The 23236-nt window shown below is 70.1% G+C and carries 23 protein-coding genes, 1 rRNA gene and 1 riboswitch; of the genes, 16 read left to right on the top strand and 8 right to left on the bottom strand.

Annotation, left to right across the window (positions count from 1 at the left end):
* From rrf to ACGFYP_RS28525, 11 genes are all read left to right on the top strand, one after another.
* A 5S ribosomal RNA gene (gene rrf, locus ACGFYP_RS28575) occupies positions 1-92 on the top strand; the annotation flags it as partial.
* A gap of 148 nt (positions 93-240) precedes the next feature.
* On the top strand, positions 241-849 hold the full coding sequence (locus ACGFYP_RS28570) for a CDP-alcohol phosphatidyltransferase family protein (RefSeq protein WP_041128159.1): 609 nt from the start codon (positions 241-243) through the stop codon (positions 847-849).
* A gap of 118 nt (positions 850-967) precedes the next feature.
* Entirely contained in the window at positions 968-3463 is a 2496-nt protein-coding gene (locus ACGFYP_RS28565) for a mannose-1-phosphate guanyltransferase (protein ID WP_361969867.1), read from the top strand.
* A 101-nt stretch (positions 3464-3564) separates the two neighbouring features.
* Positions 3565-4497 carry a DUF881 domain-containing protein gene (locus ACGFYP_RS28560; protein ID WP_361969864.1) on the top strand — a complete coding sequence of 311 codons (933 nt, stop codon included), beginning with the start codon at positions 3565-3567 and terminating at the stop codon, positions 4495-4497.
* A complete protein-coding gene (locus tag ACGFYP_RS28555) occupies positions 4494-4826 on the top strand; it encodes a small basic family protein (protein WP_015032176.1) in 333 nt (110 codons plus the stop codon). The genes ACGFYP_RS28560 and ACGFYP_RS28555 overlap by 4 nt, the downstream gene beginning before the upstream one ends.
* A gap of 5 nt (positions 4827-4831) precedes the next feature.
* Positions 4832-5650: a DUF881 domain-containing protein gene (locus ACGFYP_RS28550; RefSeq protein WP_393499321.1), complete on the top strand. Its 819-nt coding sequence runs from the start codon at positions 4832-4834 to the stop codon at positions 5648-5650.
* A gap of 82 nt (positions 5651-5732) precedes the next feature.
* Positions 5733-6653 carry an FHA domain-containing protein gene (locus tag ACGFYP_RS28545; RefSeq protein WP_393499360.1) on the top strand — a complete coding sequence of 307 codons (921 nt, stop codon included), beginning with the start codon at positions 5733-5735 and terminating at the stop codon, positions 6651-6653.
* Positions 6654-6682: 29 nt separating this feature from the next.
* Positions 6683-7426 (top strand): MerR family transcriptional regulator, encoded by a 744-nt coding sequence (locus tag ACGFYP_RS28540; RefSeq protein ID WP_393499318.1) that lies wholly within the window; start codon positions 6683-6685, stop codon positions 7424-7426.
* A 53-nt stretch (positions 7427-7479) separates the two neighbouring features.
* The gene (locus ACGFYP_RS28535; protein WP_158985224.1) at positions 7480-7953 is read left to right on the top strand and encodes a bifunctional nuclease family protein; all 474 of its coding nucleotides are present in this window, start codon (positions 7480-7482) and stop codon (positions 7951-7953) included.
* Between the two features lie 274 nt (positions 7954-8227).
* Positions 8228-8887, top strand: coding sequence for a MerR family transcriptional regulator (locus ACGFYP_RS28530; RefSeq protein ID WP_393499314.1), 660 nt, complete (start codon positions 8228-8230; stop codon positions 8885-8887).
* A 142-nt stretch (positions 8888-9029) separates the two neighbouring features.
* Positions 9030-10433 carry a DNA polymerase IV gene (locus ACGFYP_RS28525; protein ID WP_393499311.1) on the top strand — a complete coding sequence of 468 codons (1404 nt, stop codon included), beginning with the start codon at positions 9030-9032 and terminating at the stop codon, positions 10431-10433.
* Between the two features lie 597 nt (positions 10434-11030).
* On the opposite strand, the gene ACGFYP_RS28520 is transcribed toward ACGFYP_RS28525, so the two are convergent.
* Complete coding sequence (locus tag ACGFYP_RS28520; protein ID WP_393499308.1) at positions 11031-11399, bottom strand: PRC-barrel domain-containing protein; 369 nt, start codon at positions 11397-11399, stop codon at positions 11031-11033.
* 114 nt (positions 11400-11513) lie between these two features.
* Positions 11514-11612, top strand: a riboswitch (glycine riboswitch).
* 177 nt (positions 11613-11789) lie between these two features.
* On the opposite strand from ACGFYP_RS28520, the gene gcvP reads away from it, so the two are divergent.
* Entirely contained in the window at positions 11790-14678 is a 2889-nt protein-coding gene (gene gcvP, locus ACGFYP_RS28515; protein ID WP_393499305.1) for an aminomethyl-transferring glycine dehydrogenase, read from the top strand.
* A 114-nt stretch (positions 14679-14792) separates the two neighbouring features.
* Here gcvP and ACGFYP_RS28510 read toward each other — a convergent pair whose 3' ends face one another.
* A complete protein-coding gene (locus ACGFYP_RS28510) occupies positions 14793-14999 on the bottom strand; it encodes a DUF5999 family protein (RefSeq protein WP_393499301.1) in 207 nt (68 codons plus the stop codon).
* Between the two features lie 364 nt (positions 15000-15363).
* The gene (locus tag ACGFYP_RS28505; protein ID WP_393499357.1) at positions 15364-15987 is read right to left on the bottom strand and encodes a hypothetical protein; all 624 of its coding nucleotides are present in this window, start codon (positions 15985-15987) and stop codon (positions 15364-15366) included.
* 476 nt (positions 15988-16463) lie between these two features.
* Here ACGFYP_RS28505 and ACGFYP_RS28500 point away from each other — a divergent pair, with 476 nt between their 5' ends.
* The gene (locus tag ACGFYP_RS28500; protein WP_393499298.1) at positions 16464-17963 is read left to right on the top strand and encodes a glutamate-cysteine ligase family protein; all 1500 of its coding nucleotides are present in this window, start codon (positions 16464-16466) and stop codon (positions 17961-17963) included.
* A 99-nt stretch (positions 17964-18062) separates the two neighbouring features.
* Positions 18063-18842 carry a CPBP family intramembrane glutamic endopeptidase gene (locus ACGFYP_RS28495; protein WP_393499295.1) on the top strand — a complete coding sequence of 260 codons (780 nt, stop codon included), beginning with the start codon at positions 18063-18065 and terminating at the stop codon, positions 18840-18842.
* A 67-nt stretch (positions 18843-18909) separates the two neighbouring features.
* Here ACGFYP_RS28495 and ACGFYP_RS28490 read toward each other — a convergent pair whose 3' ends face one another.
* The 3 genes from ACGFYP_RS28490 to ACGFYP_RS28480 form a co-directional block, all read right to left on the bottom strand.
* Positions 18910-19719, bottom strand: coding sequence for a PhzF family phenazine biosynthesis protein (locus ACGFYP_RS28490; RefSeq protein WP_393499292.1), 810 nt, complete (start codon positions 19717-19719; stop codon positions 18910-18912).
* 172 nt (positions 19720-19891) lie between these two features.
* Positions 19892-20497 carry a DinB family protein gene (locus ACGFYP_RS28485; protein WP_393499289.1) on the bottom strand — a complete coding sequence of 202 codons (606 nt, stop codon included), beginning with the start codon at positions 20495-20497 and terminating at the stop codon, positions 19892-19894.
* A gap of 116 nt (positions 20498-20613) precedes the next feature.
* On the bottom strand, positions 20614-20820 hold the full coding sequence (locus ACGFYP_RS28480; RefSeq protein ID WP_393499286.1) for a cold-shock protein: 207 nt from the start codon (positions 20818-20820) through the stop codon (positions 20614-20616).
* A 220-nt stretch (positions 20821-21040) separates the two neighbouring features.
* Here ACGFYP_RS28480 and ACGFYP_RS28475 point away from each other — a divergent pair, with 220 nt between their 5' ends.
* Entirely contained in the window at positions 21041-21667 is a 627-nt protein-coding gene (locus ACGFYP_RS28475; RefSeq protein ID WP_393499283.1) for a PadR family transcriptional regulator, read from the top strand.
* Between the two features lie 87 nt (positions 21668-21754).
* On the opposite strand, the gene ACGFYP_RS28470 is transcribed toward ACGFYP_RS28475, so the two are convergent.
* Both ACGFYP_RS28470 and ACGFYP_RS28465 read right to left on the bottom strand, forming a co-directional pair.
* Positions 21755-22183 carry an SRPBCC family protein gene (locus ACGFYP_RS28470; RefSeq protein WP_361957025.1) on the bottom strand — a complete coding sequence of 143 codons (429 nt, stop codon included), beginning with the start codon at positions 22181-22183 and terminating at the stop codon, positions 21755-21757.
* A 68-nt stretch (positions 22184-22251) separates the two neighbouring features.
* Complete coding sequence (locus tag ACGFYP_RS28465; protein WP_361678020.1) at positions 22252-22461, bottom strand: hypothetical protein; 210 nt, start codon at positions 22459-22461, stop codon at positions 22252-22254.
* A 197-nt stretch (positions 22462-22658) separates the two neighbouring features.
* On the opposite strand from ACGFYP_RS28465, the gene ACGFYP_RS28460 reads away from it, so the two are divergent.
* Positions 22659-23201 carry a Clp protease N-terminal domain-containing protein gene (locus ACGFYP_RS28460; RefSeq protein ID WP_393499278.1) on the top strand — a complete coding sequence of 181 codons (543 nt, stop codon included), beginning with the start codon at positions 22659-22661 and terminating at the stop codon, positions 23199-23201.
* Positions 23202-23236: the final 35 nt, after the last annotated feature.

Here is a 23236-nt window from a genome sequence, read left to right as displayed (position 1 = left end):
CGCCCGGTTACATTCCGAACCCGGAAGCTAAGCCTTTCAGCGCCGATGGTACTGCAGGGGGGACCCTGTGGGAGAGTAGGACGCCGCCGAACAATTTTTAGCCTCAACCCCTGGACCATGTCCGGGGGTTGAGGCATTTTTGCGTTCACGAGCGGCCGGTCGACCCCTGTGCATCCGGCTGTCGTGGCTGAGGGTAAGGTCAGGGGGCATCATTGGCACGTTCCCACAGGAGGCCCCCGGGTGGAGGTCCAGGAGACTCGCGTTCAGACGGACCGGGTCCTCACCATCCCCAACATCCTGAGCATGGCTCGCCTCGTGGGTGTGCCGCTCTTCCTGTGGCTGATTCTCCGCCCTGTCTTCGGCGGTCCCAACAGCGATGGCTGGGCTCTGCTCGTGCTGATGCTCAGTGGCGTCAGCGACTATCTCGACGGTAAGCTCGCGCGGCGCTGGAACCAGATCAGCAGCCTCGGCCGGCTGCTCGACCCGGCTGCTGACCGGCTCTACATCGTCTCCACCCTCATCGGGCTGACCTGGCGCGAGATCCTGCCGCTCTGGCTGACCGCCGCCCTTTTCGCCCGCGAGCTGATGTTGCTGGTCATGGTGGGAATCCTCCGCCGGCACGGGTATCCGCCGCCGCAGGTGAACTTCCTGGGTAAAGCTGCGACTTTCAACTTGATGTACGCGTTCCCCTTGCTGCTGCTCAGTGACGGAACGGGCTGGCTTTCGTCACTCGCCGAAGTTTTCGGGTGGGCCTTCGCCGGATGGGGTACAACTCTGTATTGGTGGGCAGGGATCCTCTACGTGGTCCAGGTCCGTCGACTCGTGAAGGCGGATACCGCGGCCGATTGAGCCCGTCAGTCCTGTGCCGTGCAGCGTCGCCGGCACGAACGAGGACGTCCGAGGCCCACTGAGCGGACACAGGTGAAGTCGGCAGGACCGTCGTCTCTTCAAGGAGGACGCTTCCGACATGAAGGCCGTCGTGATGGCCGGTGGCGAAGGAACTCGACTTCGCCCCATGACCTCGAGCATGCCCAAGCCTCTCCTGCCGGTGGCGAACCGGCCGATCATGGAGCATGTCCTTCGACTGCTCAAGAGGCACGGTCTCACCGAGACCGTCGTGACCGTACAGTTTCTCGCGTCGCTGGTCAGGAACTACTTCGGTGACGGCGAAGAGCTCGGAATGGAGCTCACGTATGCCAATGAGGAGAAACCACTCGGCACCGCCGGGAGTGTGAAGAACGCCGAGGAGGCGCTGAAGGACGACGCCTTCGTCGTCATCTCGGGGGACGCGCTCACCGACTTCGACCTCACCGATCTGATCGCCTTCCACAAGGAGAAGGGCGCCCTGGTCACCGTCTGTCTGACCCGTGTGCCGAATCCGCTGGAATTCGGCATCACGATCGTGGACGAGGAGGGCAAGGTCGAGCGGTTCCTGGAGAAGCCGACCTGGGGACAGGTCTTCTCGGACACGGTGAACACGGGCATCTACGTCATGGAGCCCGAGGTTTTCGACTACGTCCAGGCCGACGTCTCGGTGGACTGGTCGGGTGATGTCTTCCCCCAGCTCATGAAGGAGGGCAAGCCCATCTACGGCTATGTCGCCGAGGGCTACTGGGAGGACGTCGGCACCCACGAGAGCTACGTCAAGGCGCAGGCCGACGTGCTCGAAGGCAAGGTCCAGGTCGAGCTCGACGGATTCGAGATCTCACCCGGTGTGTGGGTCGCGGAAGGCGCCGAGGTGCACCCCGACGCCGTGTTGCGCGGGCCGCTGTACATCGGTGACTACGCCAAGGTCGAGGCCGGCGCGGAGGTGCGTGAGCACACCGTCATCGGGTCGAACGTCGTCGTCAAAAGTGGCGCGTTCCTGCACAAGGCCGTCATCCACGACAACGTCTACATCGGGCAGCAGAGCAATCTCCGCGGCTGTGTCATCGGGAAGAACACCGATGTCATGCGGGCGGCCCGGATCGAGGACGGGGCCGTCATCGGGGACGAGTGCCTGATCGGTGAGGAATCGATTGTTCAGGGCAACGTCCGGGTCTACCCGTTCAAGACCATCGAGGCCGGTGCCTTCGTCAACACCTCCGTCATCTGGGAGTCGCGCGGTCAGGCCCATCTCTTCGGGGCGCGCGGTGTCTCCGGGATCCTCAATGTGGAGATCACGCCCGAGCTGGCCGTGCGGCTCGCGGGCGCGTACGCAACGACGCTGAAGAAGGGTGCGACGGTCACCACCGCGCGTGACCACTCCAGGGGCGCGCGTGCCCTGAAACGGGCCGTGATCTCGGCGCTGCAGGCCAGTGCCATCGACGTACGCGACCTGGAGAACGTACCGCTGCCGGTCGCGCGCCAGCAGACCGCTCGGGGAAGCGCGGGCGGGATCATGCTGCGGACCTCGCCCGGTGTGCCGGACTCCGTGGACATCATGTTCTTCGACGAGCGGGGAGCGGATCTCTCGCAGGCCGGGCAGCGCAAGCTGGACCGGGTCTTCGCACGTCAGGAGTACCGGCGGGCCTTCCCGGGCGAGATCGGCGACCTTTCCTTCCCGGCGAGCGTCTTCGACTCGTACACGGGCTCCCTGCTGCGGAACGTCGACACCTCGGGGATCGCCGAGGCCGGGCTCAAGGTGGTCGTGGACGCGTCCAACGGCAGTGCGGGGCTCGTTCTGCCGAGCCTCCTCGGCCGGCTCCAGGTGGACTCGTTGGTGATCAACCCGGGACTCGACGAGTCGCGGCCGACGGAGTCGGCGGAGACCCGGCGGGCCGGGCTCGTACGGCTCGGGGAGATCGTCGCATCGGCGCGCGCCGCGTTCGGGGTGCGGTTCGACCCGGTGGGCGAGCGGCTCTCGCTCGTCGACGAGCGGGGCCGGATCATCGAGGACGACCGCTCGCTCCTGGTCATGCTCGACCTGGTGGCCGCCGAGCGGCGCTCCGGGCGGGTGGCGCTGCCGGTGACGACCACACGGATCGCCGAGCAGGTCGCCGCGTACCACGGCACGCAGGTGGAGTGGACGACGACCTCGCCGGACGATCTGACCAGGGTCGGTCGTGAGGAGTCGACGATCTTCGGCGGCGACGGCCGGGGCGGGTTCATCATTCCGGAGTTCAGCAGCGTCTTCGACGGTGCCGCCGCGTTCGTACGGCTCATCGGTCTGGTGGCGCGGACACAGCTCACGCTGAGCCAGATCGATGCCCGTATCCCACGGGCGCACGTCCTGAAGCGGGACGTCGCGACGCCGTGGGCCGTGAAGGGGCTCGTGATGCGACGGGTGGTGGAGGCGGCCGGCGAGCGGTCCGTGGACACCACCGACGGCGTGCGGGTCGTCGAGGCCGATGGGCGGTGGGTGATGGTGCTGCCCGACCCGGCCGAGGCCGTCACTCATCTGTGGGCCGAAGGTCCCGACGACACCTCCGCACAGGCCCTGCTCGACGAATGGTCGAACGTGGTCGACAGCGCAGGTCACTGAACCGGTGGGACGGTTGAGCCGGGTGGTGTCCTTCGGACGCCGCCCGGCTCATCGGTGGGGCCATTCGGCGGTAGCACCGCCGACGTGCGACGATGTGCGGCATGTCGCAGCAGCACCCCGTTCGGAGCACCGGAACACCACCACCGCGTCCGGACGCGTCCATGTCGCTGCTGAACAACGTGATGGACCACGCGCTCGACGACGGCTATGCCGAGGCCTCGGCCCGGCGCGCCGCCGAGGGCGGCGGACTTCCCCGTACGCTCCGGGCCAAGCTGGGCCTCGCGGCGGGTCTCGTCCTGGCCGCCGCAGTGGTGACCGTGGGCGCGGCGGAGGCGCGGATCTCCGCCCCTGTCGTCGCCAAGGAGCGGCAGGAGCTCATCGACCGGATCGAGGCGGACACCACCGCGGCCGACAGGCTGGAGGAGGACGTCGAGAAGATCCGGGTCGAGGTCGGGGAGCGGCAGCGCAAGGCGCTCGAACAGCACGGCGGTGACCAGGCCGAGCTGGTGGCGTTGCTCTCGGGCGCGACGCCCGTGCACGGTCCCGGTGTGAAGCTCGTGATCGACGACGCCAAGGGCGCCGAGACCGGCGGTGGAGGGCCTCGCGAGAGCGGCGGGTTCTCGGAGGACACCGGGCGGGTCCGCGACCGTGACATGCAGCGGGTCGTCAACGGACTGTGGGAGTCGGGTGCCGAGGCGGTCTCGATCAACGGCCAGCGGCTGACGTCGCTGTCCGCGATCCGGGCGGCGGGCGACGCCATACTGGTCGACAACAAGCCGCTGGTGCCGCCGTACACGGTGCTCGCGGTGGGGGACGGGCAGCGGTTGAGCACCGCGTTCCAGGACAGCGCCGACGGGCAGTATCTGCACGCGCTGCAGGAGAACTTCGGGATCCGCACCAGCATCTCGGCCGAGACCGATGTGCGTCTGCCGGCCGCGCCGAGCCTGATCGTACGTACAGCAGAGCCGAGGGGAGCCGGGGCGGCCAAGGCCACCGGGCAGGCCACGGCCGACACAGGGAAGGGCACATCTTGATCGCCGTACTGGGCCTGATCGTGGGAGTCGTGGTCGGACTGTTGGTCCGTCCCGAGGTTCCGGCGGTGGTCGAGCCCTATCTTCCGATCGCCGTGGTCGCCGCCCTGGACGCGGTCTTCGGCGGTCTGCGGGCCATGCTCGACGGGATCTTCGTCGACAAGGTCTTCGTGGTCTCCTTCCTGTCGAACGTCGTGGTGGCCGCGCTGATCGTCTTCCTCGGTGACAAGCTGGGCGTCGGCGCGCAGCTGTCGACGGGTGTGGTCGTCGTGCTCGGCATCCGTATCTTCTCCAACGCCGCCGCCATCCGGCGGCACGTCTTCCGGGCGTGACACCGATGAGCAACGATGTGACGCCGGCCGGTACCCCGGAGAACCCTGACGACGACCGGCCCACGCCCGAGGCCTCCTCGGCCGCCGCCGCTCCTGAGAAGGAGCTGACCGGGCGGCAGCGGCTTGCCGCCGGCCTGTGGCCGCCGCGCGTGAGCCGGGCCCAACTCATCGTCGCCCTGCTGCTGTTCGTCCTCGGTCTGGGTCTCGCCATCCAGGTCCGCTCCACCAGCGACAACAGCGCGCTGCGTGGGGCACGCCAGGAGGACCTGGTCCGCATCCTCGACGAGCTCGACGACCGCACGCAGCGCCTGGAGGACGAGAAGGCGCGCCTGGAGACGCAGCGCTCGGAGCTCGAGTCCAGCTCGGACCAGGCCGAGGAGGCGCGCAAGCAGACCCAGGAGAAGGAGCGCCAGCTCGGCATCCTGGCCGGAACTGTCGCTGCGGAGGGCCCGGGGATCACGCTCACCATCCGTGGGGCCGCGGCGGCCGTCGAGTCCGACATGCTGCTGGACGCGATCCAGGAGCTGCGCGCCGCCGGCGCCGAGGCGATCCAGATCAACGATGTACGGGTTGTCACGGACACCTACTTCTCGGGAACCGGCGACGACATAGAGATCGATGGAACGAAGGTGACCGCTCCGTACGTCTTCAAGGTCATCGGCAAGCCCGAGGATCTCGAGCCCGCGCTCAACATCCCCGGTGGAGTCGTGCAGACGCTGGAGAAGGAGCAGGCCACCGCGACCGTGGCCCGGTCCCAGAAGATCGTCGTGGATGCCTTGCGACCCGCGAAGCGGCCTGACTACGCTCAGTCGTCCTCCCAGTGAGGCGGGGGGCCATGGCAGCCGCGCGACATGGGGATGGCGTTGCGGGGGGTCGCCGCACCACAAGCGTGGTGCGTGGTGGAAACTGTCGGGTGGATACGGACGTTGTGAGGATGTCCGGGTCGGCAGGTGTGTTCATTCAGGGTTCGTCCTGCCCCACGGGCGGGTCTGTTTCGGTCAAGGGGAATCGCCCGTGAGTTTTTTTGCGAAGTTGTTCGGCAAGAGCGCACGCGAGGACGGCGGCAACGCCAAGCACCGCGCGCCGCGCCACGCCCAGAGCGAGGATGAGCAGGGTGGCGAGCGCCCGCTCTTCCGTGACGAGGTCGGCGGCCAGGGCGCGTCGTCTGTTGACCCTGCCGGTGCCGGGCGCATAGGTTTCGGAGAACCATCAACCTCAAGTACGGGTGGAGGGTTCACCCCCGACCCGTACGCGACCCAGACCTCTGCGGGTCAGCCGCGGCGGGAGGACGCGTCCATGCCGGTGTGTACGAGGTGCGGTCACCGCAATGCCGCGGACAGCCGTTTCTGCTCCCACTGCGGCACGCCGCTGCGGGGCGGGGCGAACGTGGAGCGCCCGTCCGAGACGACGTCGACGATCTCGATCTCCGGCCTCGAGGCGTACGACGCCGAGGTCACGGGTCAGACGCAGCTGCCGAACCTGTCGCCCGAGGCGCTGGCGGCCGTCGAGGCGCTGCCTGCCGGATCGGCGCTCCTCGTGGTGCGCCGGGGACCGAACTCGGGCAGCCGCTTCCTGCTGGACGGCGAGCTGACCACGGCCGGCCGTCACCCGCAGAGCGACATCTTCCTCGACGACGTCACCGTCTCGCGGCGCCACGTTGAGTTCCGCCGGGCGCAGGACGGCAGCTTCACCGTCGCCGATGTCGGCAGCCTCAACGGCACGTACGTCAACCGTGAGCCGATCGACTCGGTCGTTCTGTCCAACGGCGACGAGGTGCAGATCGGCAAGTACCGGCTGGTCTTCTACTCGAGCCAGCGAGGTATGTGACGCCTCGGGGAACTCTTCAGGGAAGGTCCATGCTGAGAACACCGACGGGCGGTGCCGGTCACGGCACCGCCACCGCGGGCGACCGGCTGGTCAGCATCGGGACGGTGCTGAACCAGCTGCGCGACGAGTTTCCCGAAGTGACCATCTCGAAGATCCGGTTCCTGGAGGCCGAGGGGCTTGTCGAGCCCCGGCGGACGGCCTCCGGGTATCGGAAGTTCAGCCCGCAGGACGTGGAGCGGCTCGCTCAGATCCTGCGGATGCAGCGTGACCACTATCTTCCGCTGAAGGTCATCCGGGAGCATCTCGACGCCCTCGCCCGGGGTGAGCAGGTCATGCTTCCCGCTCCCAGCCCCCAGCGGGATCTCCTGGACGGCGCGTGGGACGCGGACGGTGACCGTCCGACCGCCGCGCGTGTGGGGCGGGCCGAGCTGCTCGCGGCCGCCGAGGTCACGGAGGAGGAGCTCGTGGAGTGGGAGTCGTACGGACTCATCGCTCCGGGGCCCGACGGCGGGTACGACTCCGAGGCCGTCACCGTCGCCAGACTTGTCGCGGATCTGGGGAGATTCGGTCTGGAGCCGCGACATCTCCGGGCGGTCAAAGCGGCCGCCGATCGGGAGGCGGGGCTCGTCGAGCAGATGGTGGCGCCGCTGCGCCGGCACCGTAACCCGCAGACCAGGGCCCATGCGGAGGCCACTGCGAAGGAGCTCGCCGGGCTCTCCGTACGGCTGCACGCGGCACTGGTCCAGACCGCGCTCGGGCTCCGGCTGCAGTGATCTTGTGGGGGCCCGACTACCCAAACCGGTCGGGCACGTCCTAGGGTTGCTGTGTGAACGAGCTCGACGTTGTGGGTGTCCGGGTCGAAATGCCCTCGAACCAACCGATCGTGCTCCTGCGTGAAGTGGGAGGCGATCGGTACCTCCCCATCTGGATCGGACCGGGGGAGGCGACCGCGATCGCCTTCGCCCAGCAGGGCATGGCCCCTGCCAGGCCGCTGACGCACGACCTTTTCAAGGACGTCCTTGAAGCGGTGGGCCAGGAGCTCACCGAGGTCCGCATCACCGATCTCCGTGAAGGTGTCTTCTACGCGGAGCTGGTCTTCGCCAGCGGCGTCGAGGTGAGCGCCAGGCCGTCCGACGCGATAGCGCTGGCCCTGCGCACCGGGACGCCGATCTTCGGCAGTGACGGCGTGCTGGACGACGCCGGTATCGCGATTCCGGACGAGCAGGAGGACGAGGTGGAGAAGTTCCGCGAGTTCCTCGACCAGATCTCGCCGGAGGACTTCGGGTCCAGTAGTCAGTGAGCTGCCGGCCGGCTTGGTGCTGGTGCTGGTGAGGTGCCTGGTTAATTGCGGCCCGGCCTGGTGAGGGTGTTGCCGGCGGGCGCGCCAGGGCTGGGTTTCGGCCGTCTTGCGCGGGGCGGCATCAGCGCATTCGGATAGCCTTTCCCCGGAGAGGGACACGGGAAACCACTCTCAGGGTGATTATCACTCGGCGTGCCGAGTGTGGCGATCGTTGACGCACCCCGAGTGACTGCCTACCTTCGTGTGGGCAGGTCAAGGACGGAGGGTCGGCGTGATGAGCAGCGGCGACGGTACGGCAGGGGGCTCCCTCGGGCGCGCGCCCGGGGAAAGCGGTCCGTATCCGCTTCACGGCAGTGTGGGCGACTTCGGGACCGACGCGAGTGCGGGCATGGGTGTCGCAGGTACGCCGGGTTCCGCGGCGGGTGCCGCGACCGGTACGGACACGGTGGGGTACCGGGGGCCGACCGCGTGCGCGGCGGCGGGGATCACCTACCGCCAATTGGACTACTGGGCGCGTACGGGGCTCGTCGAGCCGAGTGTGCGGCCCGCGTACGGGTCGGGGACGCAGCGGCTCTACAGCTTCCGCGACGTCGTCGTTCTCAAGATCGTCAAGCGCTTCCTGGACACCGGAGTCGCGCTGCAGAACATCCGGGCCGCCGTCCAGCACCTGCGGGCCCGTGGCTTCCGCGATCTGGAGCGGATGACGCTGATGAGCGACGGCGCGACGGTGTACGAGTGCTCCTCGCCGGACGAGGTCGTGGACCTGCTTCAGGGAGGCCAGGGCGTCTTCGGCATCGCCGTGGGCGTGGTCTGGCGGGACGTGGAGGCGGCGCTGTCGCAGCTGCACGGGGAGCGGATCGACACCGGCGAGACGCTCATCGGGCACAACCCGGGCGACGAGCTCGCTCGGCGGCGGCGCGACCGGGCGGTTTGAGCGTTCATTCGTCTGCCGGTGGTGGGGCGGGGCTTGTGGCTGTTCCGGCCGGCGGGGTGCGGCGGGGCTTGTGTTGGCCTCTGTGGCGCGTCCGTACGTGAGTGCGGGTCGATTGTCAGTGGCGTAGGGCAGCATCGGAGATGTGAGAGCCGCGCCGACGATTCTGCATCTCGACATGGATGCCTTCTTCGCCGCCGCCGAGCAGGCGGCGAAGCCCAGTCTGCGCGGAAAACCGGTGGTCGTCGGGGGGCTCGGGCCGCGCGGGGTCGTGGCCACGGCGTCGTACGAGGCACGGCGTTTCGGCGTGCACTCCGCGATGCCGATGGGGCAGGCGCGGCGGCTCGCGCCCAACGCCGCCTATCTTGTGCCGCGCTTCGGCTTCTACCGGGCGATCAGCGAGCAGGTCATGGAGCTGCTCGGGCGCCTCTCGCCGCTCGTGGAGCCGCTGAGCCTGGACGAGGCCTTCGTGGACCTGGAGGCCGGGGGTGTGGCGGACGACAGCGGGACCGCACGGGAGGCCGGTGAGCGGCTGCGCAGGGACATTCTCGCCACCACGGGGCTGACGGGGTCGGTGGGGCTCGCGGGGTCCAAGATGCTCGCCAAGATCGCCTCCGAGGAGGCGAAGCCGGATGGCCTGGTGCTCATAGAGCCGGGGACCGAGCGGGAGCTGCTGGGGCCGAAGTCCGTGCGGATCCTGCCGGGGGTCGGGCCGGCCACCGGGGAGCATCTGCGGCGGGCCGGGATGACGACGGTGTCGGACCTCGCGGAAGCGGGCGAGGACGAGCTTGTACGGCTGCTGGGGCGGGCGCACGGTGCCTCCCTGTACCGGATGGCCCAGGGGTACGACGATCGGCCCGTGGTGGCCGAGAGGGACGCGAAGTCGGTGTCGGTCGAGGACACGTTCGACGTGGACCTGCACGACCGGGTGCGGATCCGGATCGAGGTGGAGCGGCTCGCCGAGCGGTGCGTGGGGCGGCTGCGGGCTTCGGGGCACTCGGGGCGGACGATCGTGCTGAAGGTGCGGCGCTTCGACTTCTCGACGCTGACGCGCTCGGAGACGTTGCGGGGGCCCACGGACGATCCGCTGGTGGTGCGGGAGGCGGCGGGGCGGCTGCTGGAGGGGGTGGACACGACGGGTGGGGTGCGGTTGCTGGGCGTGGGGGTGAGTGGGCTGGCGGACTACACGCAGGAGGACCTGTTCGCGCAGGCGGCGGAGGAGTCGCGGGGGGCGGGTGGGGAGGATGAGGATGAGGTGCCTGTGGGTGAGGGCGGCGTTGCGGAGGGGGAGGAGCCGGCGGCTGCGGCTGCGGCCGCTGCTGCTGCTGTCGCTGAGCGGAGATGGGCGCCTGGGCACGACGTACGGCACGTCGTGTACGGCGCCGGGTGGGTGCAGGGGAGCGGGGTGGGGCGGGTCACCGTGCGCTTCGAGCAGCCGGGGTCGGCGCCGGGGCGGGTGCGGACGTTTCTCGTCGACGATCCGGAGCTCGAGGCGGGGGAGGCGCTGCCGCTGGTGGGGGGCGGGGAGGGTACGGCGGCGGTCGCCTAGCCGGTCGTGCGCCCGGCCTCCGGCCGGGCTGGAGTCCCCACCCGCACCACCCGTGCGGGTGGGAGGGCAGAGGTGCGGGTCTGCCTGTGGGGGATGCACGCCGTTGGCGGCTGTGGCGGTGCGGGGGTGGGGGCGCTCGTTTCCGGCGCGGCCGATGGTGCGGGTGGGGCAGAGGGCCGGGGCCTGCGGGTGGGCGCCGGCGGCGGCCGTTGCGGCGTGCTGAGGGGCGTGTGCGGTCGCGCCGCCGCGGCAGACGGTGCCAGGGGGCAGGGGGCGGGCGTCGGGGGCGTCCCGGGCGGTGTGTGGCTGGGGCGGTGGTCTCCCGTGTGTCACATGGTGTGACTGGGAGAGCACAGGTGCGGGCCCTGCCCGGGGAAGCGTCGGTGACGGCTCGGGCGGTGTGCGGCTGGGGTGGGTGGTCTCCGGTGCGACTGGGAGGGCGCCGGTGTTGGCCCGGCGGCGGAAGCCGTTCCGGTGGGCGGATGGCTTCGAGCGGTCTCCGGTGCGGCCGGCGGCGCTAGGCGGCCTGCCTTGGGGTCGGTGTCGGCGGGTGCCGTGGGTGGGAGGGCAGGGGTGTGTGGCTGCGGGTGGGGTGGGTCAGGTGTCGTCCTGGCCTGCCAGGCGGCCGAAGTCGTGGTCCGGCGGCGGGGACGGGGGGAGGGACAGGCTGTAGTGGCGGTAGAGCTGGAGTTCTTGTTCCGGGGAGAGGTGGCGGCCCACGCCGAAGTCCGGGGCGTCCTTGATCAGGGCGCGTTCGTACGGGATGTGGAGGCCGTCCTCGACCAGTTCGCTCGGCTCAAGGGGGACGAACGCGTCCCGGCCGAAGAGGCCCGTGCGGACCGCCGCCCACTCGGGGACTCCCGTCGCGTCGTCCAGGTACACCTCGTCCACGGTGCCGATCTTGTGTCCGTTGCGGTCGAACGCCTTGCGGCCGATCAGGCTGCGCGGATCGATGTCGGTCTGCACGGTCCCTCCAACAGGTCGCAACTGCTCTACAAAGACTACGAAAGTGCACATCTGGGATGTCGGCCACTTGAGCGATGGGAGTCGGAACCGCGCTGGTAGGCTGGCTGTGGCTGTCGACCCCGTGCGGGAGAGTCCTCCGGAGAAACCTTTCGGAGGCGCCGAAGGAGCAAATCCTCCCCGGAATCTCTCAGGCACCCGTACCGCATGGACGAGGTCACTCTGGAAAGCAGAGCGGAGGTCCGACGGCGTCCGCTCTCACCGACGGTGAAAACCGGCGTGCCTTTGGCGTGCCGGTGAAACTCTCAGGTTGAGATGACAGAGGGGGAGGCCGTCCGGGCACCCGCGCCGTGGTGCCCCTCGCAGGTCGTGACGACCAGGAGGCCTCCGTACATGACCGCCCACCGCATTTCGCTCTCCGAACTCGAACAGGGCATCCCGTTCGAGCAGCGGCACATCGGGCCCGACGCCGAAGCCCGGGCCAAGATGCTCGCGCAGGTCGGCTACGGCTCCCTCGACGAGCTCACGGCCGCCGCCGTGCCGGACGTGATCAAGAACGCCGAGGCCCTCGGTCTGCCCGCGGCCCGTACCGAGGCCGAGGTCCTCGCCGAGCTGCGTGAGCTCGCCGACCGCAATCAGGTTCTCGCGCCGATGATCGGCCTGGGGTACTACGGGACCTTCACTCCGCCTGTGATCCTGCGGAACGTCATGGAGAACCCGGCCTGGTACACCGCCTACACGCCGTACCAGCCCGAGATCTCGCAGGGGCGCCTCGAGGCGCTGCTCAACTTCCAGACCATGGTCGCCGACCTCACCGGTCTGCCGACCTCCGGCGCCTCCCTCCTCGACGAGGGCACCGCGGCCGCCGAGGCCATGGCGCTCGCCCGCCGTGTCGGCAAGGTCAAGAACGGTGTCTTCCTCGTCGACGCCGACGTCCTGCCGCAGACCGTCGCCGTCATCGAGACCCGAGCCGAGCCGACCGGTGTCGAGGTCGTCGTCGCCGACCTCTCGGCCGGCATTCCGGCCGAGGTCGCCGAGCGCGGTGTCTTCGGTGTGCTGATCCAGTACCCCGGCGCCTCCGGTGCCGTGCGGGACATCAAGCCGCTGATCGACGCTGCCCACGAGCTGGGCGCGATCGTCACGGTCGCTGCGGATCTGCTTGCGCTCACCCTGCTCACCTCGCCCGGCTCCCTCGGGGCCGACATCGCTGTGGGGACCACGCAGCGGTTCGGTGTGCCCATGGGCTTCGGCGGACCGCACGCCGGCTACATGGCCGTCCAGGACAAGCACGCCCGCTCGCTGCCCGGCCGCCTCGTCGGTGTCTCCGTCGACGCCGACGGCAACCGGGCGTACCGCCTGGCCCTGCAGACCCGCGAGCAGCACATCCGCCGCGAGAAGGCCACCAGCAACATCTGCACCGCGCAGGTGCTGCTCGCCGTCATGGCCGGCATGTACGCCGTCTACCACGGGCCGGACGGGCTGAAGCAGATCGCCCAGCGTGTCCACCGGTACGCCTCGCTCCTTGCCGCCGGTCTCACCGCCGGTGGCGTCGAGGTCGTCCACGGCTCCTTCTTCGACACCGTCACCGTCCGCGTGCCCGGCAAGGCCGCCGAGGCCGTCGCCGCCGCCCGCGAGGCCGGCGTCAACCTGTACCTCGTCGACGCCGACCACGTGTCGGCCTCCTGCGACGAGACCACCGGGCGCGCGCAGATCGCCGCCGTCTGGGCCGCCTTCGGTGTCACCGACGCCGACATCGAGGCCTTGGACGTGGCCACCGAGGAGGCGCTGCCCGCCGGGCTGCTGCGCTCCGACGCGTACCTCACGCACCCGGTCTTCCACGCGCACCGTTCCGAGACGTCGATGCTGCGCTACCTGCGCAAGCTCGCCGACCGCGACTACGCGCTCGACCGCGGCATGATCCCGCTCGGCTCCTGCACCATGAAGCTGAACGCGACCACCGAGATGGAGCCGGTGACCTGGCCCGAGTTCGGTCAGATCCACCCCTTCGCCCCGGTCGAGCAGGCGCAGGGCTACCTCACGCTCATCACCGAGCTGGAGGAGCGCCTCGCCGAGGTCACCGGCTACGACAAGGTGTCGATCCAGCCCAACGCCGGTTCGCAGGGCGAGCTGGCCGGTCTGCTGGCGGTCCGCGCCTACCACCGTGCCAACGGTGACGAGCAGCGCACCGTCTGTCTGATCCCGTCCTCGGCGCACGGCACCAACGCCGCCTCCGCCGTGATGGCCGGCATGAAGGTCGTCGTCGTCAAGACCGCCGACGACGGCGAGGTCGACATCGCGGACCTGCGCGCCAAGATCGAGCAGTACCGCGACGAGCTGTCCGTGCTGATGATCACCTACCCGTCCACGCACGGTGTGTTCGAGGAGCACGTCGCCGACATCTGCGGCGAGGTCCACGACGCCGGCGGCCAGGTGTACGTCGACGGCGCCAACCTCAACGCGCTGGTCGGGCTCGCCAAGCCGGGCAAGTTCGGTGGCGATGTCTCGCATCTGAATCTGCACAAGACCTTCTGCATTCCGCACGGTGGTGGCGGTCCTGGTGTCGGGCCTGTCGGTGTGCGCGCGCACCTCGCCCCGTACCTGCCGAACCACCCGCTCCAGCCGACCGCCGGTCCGGAGACGGGCGTCGGCCCGATCTCGGCCGCCCCGTGGGGCTCGGCCGGCATCCTGCCGATCTCGTGGTCGTACGTGCGGCTGATGGGTGGCGAGGGCCTCAAGCGCGCCACGCAGGTGGCCGTGCTCGCGGCGAACTACATCGCCAAGCGCCTGGAGCCGCACTACCCGGTGCTCTACACCGGTCCGGCCGGGCTCGTCGCCCACGAGTGCATCGTCGACCTGCGCCCGCTGTCCAAGGCGACCGGCGTCAGCGTCGACGACATCGCCAAGCGCCTGATCGACTACGGCTTCCACGCGCCGACGATGTCGTTCCCGGTGGCCGGCACGCTGATGATCGAGCCGACCGAGTCCGAGGACCTCACCGAGCTCGACCGCTTCTGCGACACGATGATCGCCATCCGCGGCGAGATCGAGAAGGTCGCGTCGGGCGAGTGGCCGGCCGGGGACAACCCGCTGGCCAACGCCCCGCACACGGCCGCCGCGCTCGGCGGCGAGTGGAACCACCCGTACACCCGTGACGAGGCGGTCTTCCCGGCCGGTGTCTCGGCCGCGGACAAGTACTGGCCGCCGGTCCGCCGGATCGACGGCGCGTTCGGCGACCGCAACCTCGTCTGCTCCTGCCCGCCGCTGGACGAGTACGACAACTAGCGCGACGACGCGGACATGAGTCAGGGCCGGTTCGGAGAGTTGCTCTCCGGGCCGGCCCTTGCGTGTCCCTCGTACGGTGTCGTGCCCGACGTACCGCCCTGTCGCTTCAGGCGCTCAGGCGGCGGTCGTCACCCGGCCCGCCGTCAGCGGGCGGTGCGGGGCGATGATCTGGCCGTCCGGCAGCAGTTCACCGGTGTCCTCGAAGAGCAGGACCCCGTTGCACAGCAGGCTCCAGCCCTGCTCCGGGTGGTGCGCCGTCATGCGGGCCGCCTCCCGGTCTGCGGATTCGGCGGTGGGACAGGCGGGCTGGTGCTGGCACATGGATGGGTTCTTTCGCTGCGTCGTGGTGAGTGTGTGTGTCGTCCTGCGGCTCGGTTCGGTGCTCATGGCCGCCCCCCGTTGTCGGTTCGGTTGGTCCAGTCTTCCCCTACGGACGGCGATCCGCAGGTATTTCGCGGCAGCTCTTCCTACTGCATGAAGACGTATCACCCGCGCGGGCGGTTCAGCTCAACTGGGCGGTCCCTTCGGGTGGTTCGGGGTAGCCCTGGTGGGCTAGTCCGTACGGGGAGGGGTGTTCGAGGAGCCCGTTCGGCATCGGTCCGCGCTCCCGGGGCGCGCTCGGACGGCAGTGCGCCCCGCGGCCTGGGTGGCCGCGGGGCGTGACGGGCGCTCGCCGTGGAGTGGTTCAGGCGGGCGCCGGGGTGCCGAACAGCGGCGGGGGCGCCAGCCGCAGGGTGAGGACGGGCAGCAGGTCGGCGACCAGGTGCGGCCGGTGCGCCGCGATGCCGGGCGGTGCCGGGGCGAGCGGGATCAGCAGGTCGGCCGGGTCGGGCGAGGACGACGCGCCGTCGGACTCCGTGTCGCCGTGCAGCCAGAGCGTCAGCATGTACAACTCGGGTACGGACAGCAGCCTCGGCTGGTACGTCGTGGGCAGCGCCTCGGCCTGGAGCAGGGCGCGTTCGGTGGCGGTGAGGTAGGGGCCTTCGAAGAAGTGCGAGAAGGACCAGCCGTCGGGGGTGATCATGGTGTCGGCGGCGGCGACCGCCCGGTCGGTGCCCCGGATCAGGAAGCGCCAGCCGACCAGCCGCGTACGCGGGGCCTGTCCGGACGGGGTGACCTGGTCCCGTACGTCGACGACCTGGTCCCGTACGTCGAGGACGTGGACGGGCAGGGGAAGCTCGGGGCTCAGCGGCCCCTGGGCCGCCCGCAGGGCGGGAGTTCGCGCCTCGTTGACCGCGGTGGGGGAACCGAGGGCCGCGAGGACACTGCGCAGGGCCGGCGCGGGGGCCGGGGAGGGTCGGAGCATGATGGGTCGCCTCTCACTCAGGAGACACGGTGGCGCGTGGGCAGGTACGACGGCGCTGTGGGCTGCCGGGCCGAAGGGGCCATGAAGCCATGGCCGGGTGCCAACACTCTGCCTCGTTCGCGGAGTTTATACGAGACGTGTTCACACGGAGTTTCCGCTAGCGGTCGCCGATATTGCGGGCAAGGCCTCATCAGGCCTCGTTCCGAGGGCGATTCATCGTATGTGCGGCGGGCGCCGGTCGTCTGCCTGCGAGGACTTCACCGGAGCGGACGGCCGGATATCGACCCCACGCATTCGTTGAATATGGTCGCGGAATATGTCCATTGCCGGATGCCTGCGGGGCGTGCCGGGCGATTGCTCGTTCCAGCCTATCGTTCAACGAGGGCGGTTCGCAGGCGTTATGGATCAATCGGATGGGCATCATCGTCCGTGACGCGCGCGGCCGTCGCCGTGGCCGCCCGATCGGAAGGGACGCTTCCATGGGGGAGAAGGTCGTGGCGGACGGGTTCGACCTGTCCGATCGGCAGCGATACCGCAGGAAGCTCCAGCAGTGCCTGGCGGGGCTCGCGAGGCTCCTGGCGGAGAAGCGGTTCGACCGGCCGAGGAATCTGATGGGCCTGGAGATCGAACTCAATCTCGCTGGCGCCGACGGCATGCCCAGGATGGTGAATGGTGCCGTCCTTGAACGGATCGCGAGCCCGGATTTCCAGACGGAACTGGGAATGTTCAACCTTGAGGTGAACATCGCCCCCCACCGGCTCGGCGGCCGCGTTTTCGACCGACTCGCCGAGGAACTCAGGACCGGTCTGGGATATGCCGACCGCAAGGCCCGCGAACTCGACGCGGGCGTCCTCATGATCGGAATTCTGCCGACGCTGGCACAGGATGATCTCGTCTCCGAGAACCTGTCGGCCGTCGACCGGTACACCCTCCTCAACGACCAGATCGTCGCCGCCAGGGGAGAGGATTTCACCCTCGACATCCACGGCGTGGAGCAGCTGACCTGCACGGCCACGTCGATCGTGCCCGAGGCGGCCTGTACGTCCGTGCAGCTGCACCTCCAGGTCACGCCCGCCCGGTTCGCCGCGGTGTGGAACGCGGCGCAGGCCGTGGCGGCGGTCCAGATCGCCGTCGGCGCCAACTCGCCGTTCCTCTTCGGCCGCGAGCTGTGGCGCGAGTCCAGGCCGCCGCTCTTCACCCAGGCCACGGACACCCGGCCGCCCGAGCTCCAGGCGCAGGGGGTGCGGCCGCGGACCTGGTTCGGGGAGCGGTGGGTGGACTCCGCGTACGACCTCTTCGAGGAGAACCTCCGGTACTTCCCCGCCCTGCTGCCCATCTGCGACGAGGAGGACCCGCTCCGCGTCCTGGACCAGGGCGGTGTGCCGCGGCTGCAGGAGCTGGTCCTGCACAACGGGACCGTGTACCGCTGGAACCGGCCGGTCTACGGCTGGGTCGACGGAGTCCCGCACCTGCGGGTGGAGAACCGGGTACTGCCGGCCGGGCCGACCGTCACCGACGTCGTCGCCAACGCGGCCTTCTACTACGGCCTGGTGCGAGCCCTTGCCGAGGACACCCGGCCGGTCTGGAAGCGGCTGCCCTTCGAGGACGCCGCCGCGAACTTCGACACCGCGTGTCGCCACGGCATCGACGCGGAGCTGCGCTGGCCGCGTCCCGGGCGTTCGGGCGGGGTGGCCGCCGTACCGGCGGTACGGCTCGTCCTCGACGAACTGCTGCCGCTGGCGGCGGCCGGGCTCGACGCCTGGCACGTCGAGCCCGCGGACCGGGACTTCTACCTCGGGGTCATCGAGGAACGGTGCCGGGGGCGGGTCAACGGCGCGTCCTGGCAGGCCGACACCTTCCACAAGGCGCTGGAGTCCGGCCTCGACCGCGAGACGGCGCTCGCGGCCACGACCCGCCGGTACGCCGAGCTGATGCGGGGCGGCGAGCCGGTGCACCGCTGGCCGGTGGGGATCGGGTAGCCCTTCGGAATGGCGCGCGGCAGGGGCCGTCACGCATGATCTCCGTACCCGGAAAGCGATGGGGAAGTGGAGACAGGTGTGGTGTCGGATCAACGAGTGGTGCCTGATGCCCTGCCGCCCGGCGGCCTTCCGCGCGGGATCCTGCGGTCCGAGACCCTGATCGTCCTGGCGCTGTCGCTCGGCGCGAGCGCCCTGTCGTCCCTCATCAGCTTCGTCGGTTCGCTGACGAAGCCCGGCGGTCTGAAGGAACAGGCGGCGACGCTCAACAGCTCGTACGCGCCCGGGCGGCCGTGGCTCGATCTGGCCTGGCAGCTCTTCGGCATCGCCACGGCGCTCGTTCCGGTCGTGCTCGTCGCGCATCTGCTGCTGCGGGAGGGCGCGGGGATGCGGTCGATCGGCTTCGACCGGACCCGCCCCTGGCCCGACCTCGGGAGGGGCGCGCTGGTCGCGGCCGGGATCGGCAGCGCGGGGCTCGCGTTCTACCTCGCGGCGCGGGGCGCCGGCTTCAATCTGACCGTGGTGCCCGAGTCGCTGCCGGACGTGTGGTGGAAGTACCCGGTGCTGATCCTGTCGGCGGTGCAGAACTCCGTACTGGAGGAGGTCATCGTCGTCGGCTATCTGCTGCGCCGGCTCGGGCAGTTGGGGTGGTCGCCGATGGCCGCGCTCGTGGCGAGTTCGGTGCTGCGCGGCTCGTACCACCTGTACCAGGGCATCGGTGGCTTCGTCGGCAACGTCGTGATGGGCGTCGTCTTCGTCTACCTCTACCGCCGCTGGGGGCGGGTGGGTCCGCTGGTGGTGGCGCACGCGCTTCTCGACATCGTGGCCTTCGTCGGGTACGGGCTGCTGGCCGGGCGGGTGGACTGGCTGCCCACCGTGTAGCGAGCCAGGGAAGGGGGCGTACGGATCTTCCCGTACGCCCCCTTTCCGGCTTCCGGGGGCCGGGCCGTCAGGCGTGCAGCTCGCCTTCGATGACCGTGACCGCGTCGCCGGTCAGCAGGGTGCGGTCGCCGCGCAGGCGGGTGCGGACGATGCCGGTACGGGCGCCGCCCTGGAACCCCGTGAGGTCGTCGCGGCCGAAGCGGGCGGACCAGAACGGGGCGAGCGCGGTGTGGGCGCTGCCGGTGACCGGGTCCTCGTCGATGCCGAGGCGCGGGAAGAAGGCCCGGGAGACGAAGTCGTAGCCGCGCTCGGGCTGTTCGGCTGCGGCGGTGACGACGACACCGCGCTCCGAGAAGGCGGCCAGAGCGGCCAGGTCGGGCGTCAGGGCGCGTACGGCGGCCTCGTCGCGCAGCTCGACGACGAGGTCGCCGATGTGGGCCGCGGTGTCGTGGACCGAGACGATCTCGGCACCGAGGGCCTTCTCCAGATCGGCCGAGGCCTCGACGGGGGTCAGCGACGAGGTCGGGAAGTCCATGGTGATGGAGCCGTCCGGCGCCGCGGTCGCGCCGAGGACGCCGCAGCGGGCGGAGAACCGGACGGTCCCGGTCGCGGCGCCCGTGGTGTGCAGGACGTGCGCGGTGGCGAGGGTGGCGTGGCCGCACATGTCGACCTCGGCGGCCGGCGTGAACCAGCGCAGCGCCCAGTCGGCGTCGCCGCCGGGGGGAAGGGGATGGGCGAAGGCCGTCTCGGAGAGGTTGACCTCGGCGGCGACCTTCTGGAGCCAGTGGTCGTCGGGGAAGGAGTCGAGGAGGAGGACCCCTGCCGGATTGCCGGAGAAGGGGCGGTCGGTGAAGGCGTCGACGATTCGGATCCGCATGGACCGGACCGTACCGTGACGGGAAAGCGGCAGGCCAAGGCCAATCCGGGAGTACTGGCCCCGATCGGAGCCGGGTGGGTGGCGGGAGGTCGGTACGGCTCGCGCACGCCGGCCGGGCCCGGGGGTGCGGGCGCGGCGGGCGTGCGCGAGCGAGCCCCTTGGGCTTCTACCGTCAGGCGTTCCTGGCGGCCCTGTCGTCCGCCTCCCGGGCTGCCTGTTCCAGGCGGCCTCGGTACCCCTCCCACCACGCCGTGTCACCCGGCGGAATGCTGGTGTTCGCCTCGTTCATCCCCACGGCGCCGTCCAGGAGTTCGCGGATGATGTCGGCGTGCCCGGCGTGCCGGTGCGTATCGGCGATGACGCGTACGACGGCGTGGTGCAGCGTCACGTCGTCCCTGCCCTCCGGCCACCAGGGCACCGTGCCGACCGTCTCCAGGGCCAGCGCGTCGATCGTCGCGTCCGCGTGGGCCCAGGCCCGGCGGTAGAGGCCCACGATCTGCTCGCGTGACTCCTCGGCGGTGGCCCACATGTCCGCGTTGGGCTCGGCGCCGTCCCCGAGCCAGGGCAGTGACTCGGTGGACGGGCGCCCGAAGGTGTCCCCGAGGTAGCCCAGCTCCACGCTCGCCGCGTGTTTCACCATGCCCAGGAGGTTGGTGCCGGTCGGCGTCATCGGGCGGCGGATGTCGTACTCGGAGAGTCCGTCGAGCTTCCACAGCAGGGCGTCGCGGGCGGACTGGAGGTAGAAGTGGAGGTCGGCCTTGGGATCCGTAGCGGTCATGGGGCCTCAGTCTGCCGCTCGCGCCCGCCCCGGACTTGGCATTTTTCCTCCGCCTTCGTTCTGAACGGACCGCGCCCGGCCCCGGACCGAGCTGGGGCCGGGCGCGGCTCTCCCGGTCAGCCGATCGTGACGACCTGCTCGGCCTGCGGCCCCTTGGGCCCCTGGGTGACGCTGTACTCGACCTTGGCGCCCTCGGCCAGTTCCTTGAAGCCGGTGGTCTGGATCGCGGAGAAGTGGACGAACACGTCCGGGCCCCCGTCGTCCTGCTGGATGAACCCGAACCCCTTGTCCGCGTTGAACCACTTCACGGTGCCTGTCGCCATGCCGCTTCTCCTCGGAGGTAGCCGGAGGGGAGCATCCCTTCCAGGGCGTAGCCAACCAGATACCCAGCGTGCACACGAGTGATCGACTCACATTCGGCCCAGGCGTGGCGAGGCGGCGCGGAGCGCGGCTCGGCGAGCGGGTTGGCAAACGAACTGTTCCGATATATCGTTGAGGCATCGCGATCGTTCAATGATGTAACCCGATGGAAGGAGCGTTGCGATGCGTTCACATGGACACGAACACGGACATGGAGACTGCGGACCCGGCCCTCGTGGTTGGGGCGGCTTCCGCGGTGATGACGAGCGGCGGCGTGCCGCCTTCGGCCCGTTCGGGCCGGGGTTCGGCGGTGGGCCGTTCCGGGGAGGGCCGTTCCCCGGTGGGCGCGGTCATGGAGGTGGCCGGGGGCGGGCGCGGCGCGGTGACGTGCGTGCTTCGATCCTCGCGCTGCTGAAGGACCGGCCGATGCACGGCTACGAGATGATCCAGGAGATCGGCGAGCGCAGCGGCGGGGCGTGGAAGCCCAGCCCCGGCTCGGTCTACCCGACCCTGCAGCTCCTCGAGGACGAGGGCCTGATCACCAGCGAGAGCGAGGGCGGCAAGAAGCTGTTCACGCTCACCGAGACCGGCCGGACCGAGGCCGAGTCGGGGCCGGAGGCCCCCTGGGAGGAGGCCGGGCGCGGTGTCGACTGGGAAGCCGTCAACGAGATCCGGCAGGCCGGCTTCGGTCTGATGGAGGCGTTCGGCCAGGTCTGGAAGACCGGCAGCGCCGAGCAGCGGCAGAAGGCCGTCGATGTCATCAACGAATCCCGTAAGAAGCTGTATCTGATTCTGGCCGACGAGGACTGAGCCCTCGGATGTTCGGTTGCCGGCGTTGCGAAGGGCCCCTGCGGCGATTGCCGCGGGGGCCCTTCGCGCGTGTCCGGGGCCGTCGGCTCAGACCACCAGGCCGGTCAGTTTGCGGAGCGACTCGTTCAGGGCCGCGGTCGCCGAGTCCTTCAGCTTGCCCGCCATCAGGGACACGGCGGCACCCGTGAACTCGCCGTCGATCCGTACCGTCGTGGCGTCCCCGTCCGCCGCCAGCGAGTAGCGCGTGCCCACGACGACCCCCATCGGGCCCTTGCCCCGGATGGCCAGCACCCGCGCGGTCTCCAGCTCCTCCACCGTCCAGGTCACCTCGGCGGGGAAGCCCATCAGCTTCATGTTCTCCGCGAAGGTGGCGCCCGCCTCCAGCGTGGTCGGGCCGCCGTTCGGGAAGTTGGTGTGGGTGGCGTTCCACTCGCCGTACGAGGAGAAGTCCGTCAGCTGCGCCCAGACCTTCTCGGCCGGCGCCTCGATCCGTGCCTCAGCGCTGACTTCGGCCATACGACCACCCCTTCGCGGGTTCCGTCCGACTCTGGTGTCGCGGAACGTAGCCGGGCGGCCGCGAACATTCAATACTGATGAACCGTCAGTTCCTCGACATCGCCGATCCACCAGATCTGCGCCGCGTCGAACCAGTCGGAGGCGCGCGGACCGCCGCCCTCGTCATGGCAGTGGAACGCGGCCCAGAAGAGATCGGCCGGCAGTGCGTCCCGCGGCGCGTACACGCGGTAGACGTACTGCCGCCCGTCGAGTGCGAGCAGGGCGACCATCCAGAACATATCCAGGAGACGAAACGGGAGGGCCTAGTGGTTGCATTCGGGGCGCAAAGCAAGGCGGCGCGCGCCCCTCGGGTGTGATCGGGCGCAATCTCCTCCGTAAGGAGGAGGAACCGCTCGCCTGTGCCCAACTGTGGTGGGATGCGCACATGCTTCTCGCCGGGGATGCTCCGGCCGCCGAAGGCTGATGAGGTGGGAGGGTGCAAAGCCCTGTCCCACGCGTACCGCAGCAGCCCGTGTCCCACCGCCCCGAGATCCAACTCGGCCGACTCACCGCCGAACTCGCGACGGTCGTGGCGAGCGCGCGCCGCCGAGCCCTGCGCGACGGAGACCGGCAGATCGACACCGCCCATCTGCTCCACTCGCTCATCGAGTCCGACCCCGAGGTCGGCGCCGCCTTCGAGGGCGGTGCGCCGCAGCTCGCGCGGGTGCTCGGCTATCTGGTCCAGCGGTCGATCGGTTACGGCCTGCGCTGGCGGGGCTCCGTCGAGGACTCCGGCGCCCTGGACGTCGTACGGGACGCGGCGGCCGCCGCGGCCGGCTGGTCGCCGACGGCCGCCGCCGCGATGGACGGCGCCTGGGAGCGGGCCGCGCTGCGCGGGGACCAGCGCGCCAGGGGCCTCGACCTCCTGGCCGTCATCGCCGCGGATCCGGAGAGCCGAGCCGTCGAGGTGCTCGGCAGGGCCGGGGTCGATCCGCGCGTTCTCACCGACCGGATAGGGGAGCTGTCTCAACAGGTGTGACGGGGGTGACGCTCCTGACGCTGTCCTGTCATGAT

The organism is Streptomyces sp. NPDC048370 (assembly GCF_043200825.1).
Classification (GTDB): Bacteria; Actinomycetota; Actinomycetes; order Streptomycetales; family Streptomycetaceae; genus Streptomyces.
The sequence above is the reverse complement of the archived record's forward strand: the minus strand, read 5'-3'. Positions and strand labels throughout refer to the sequence as shown.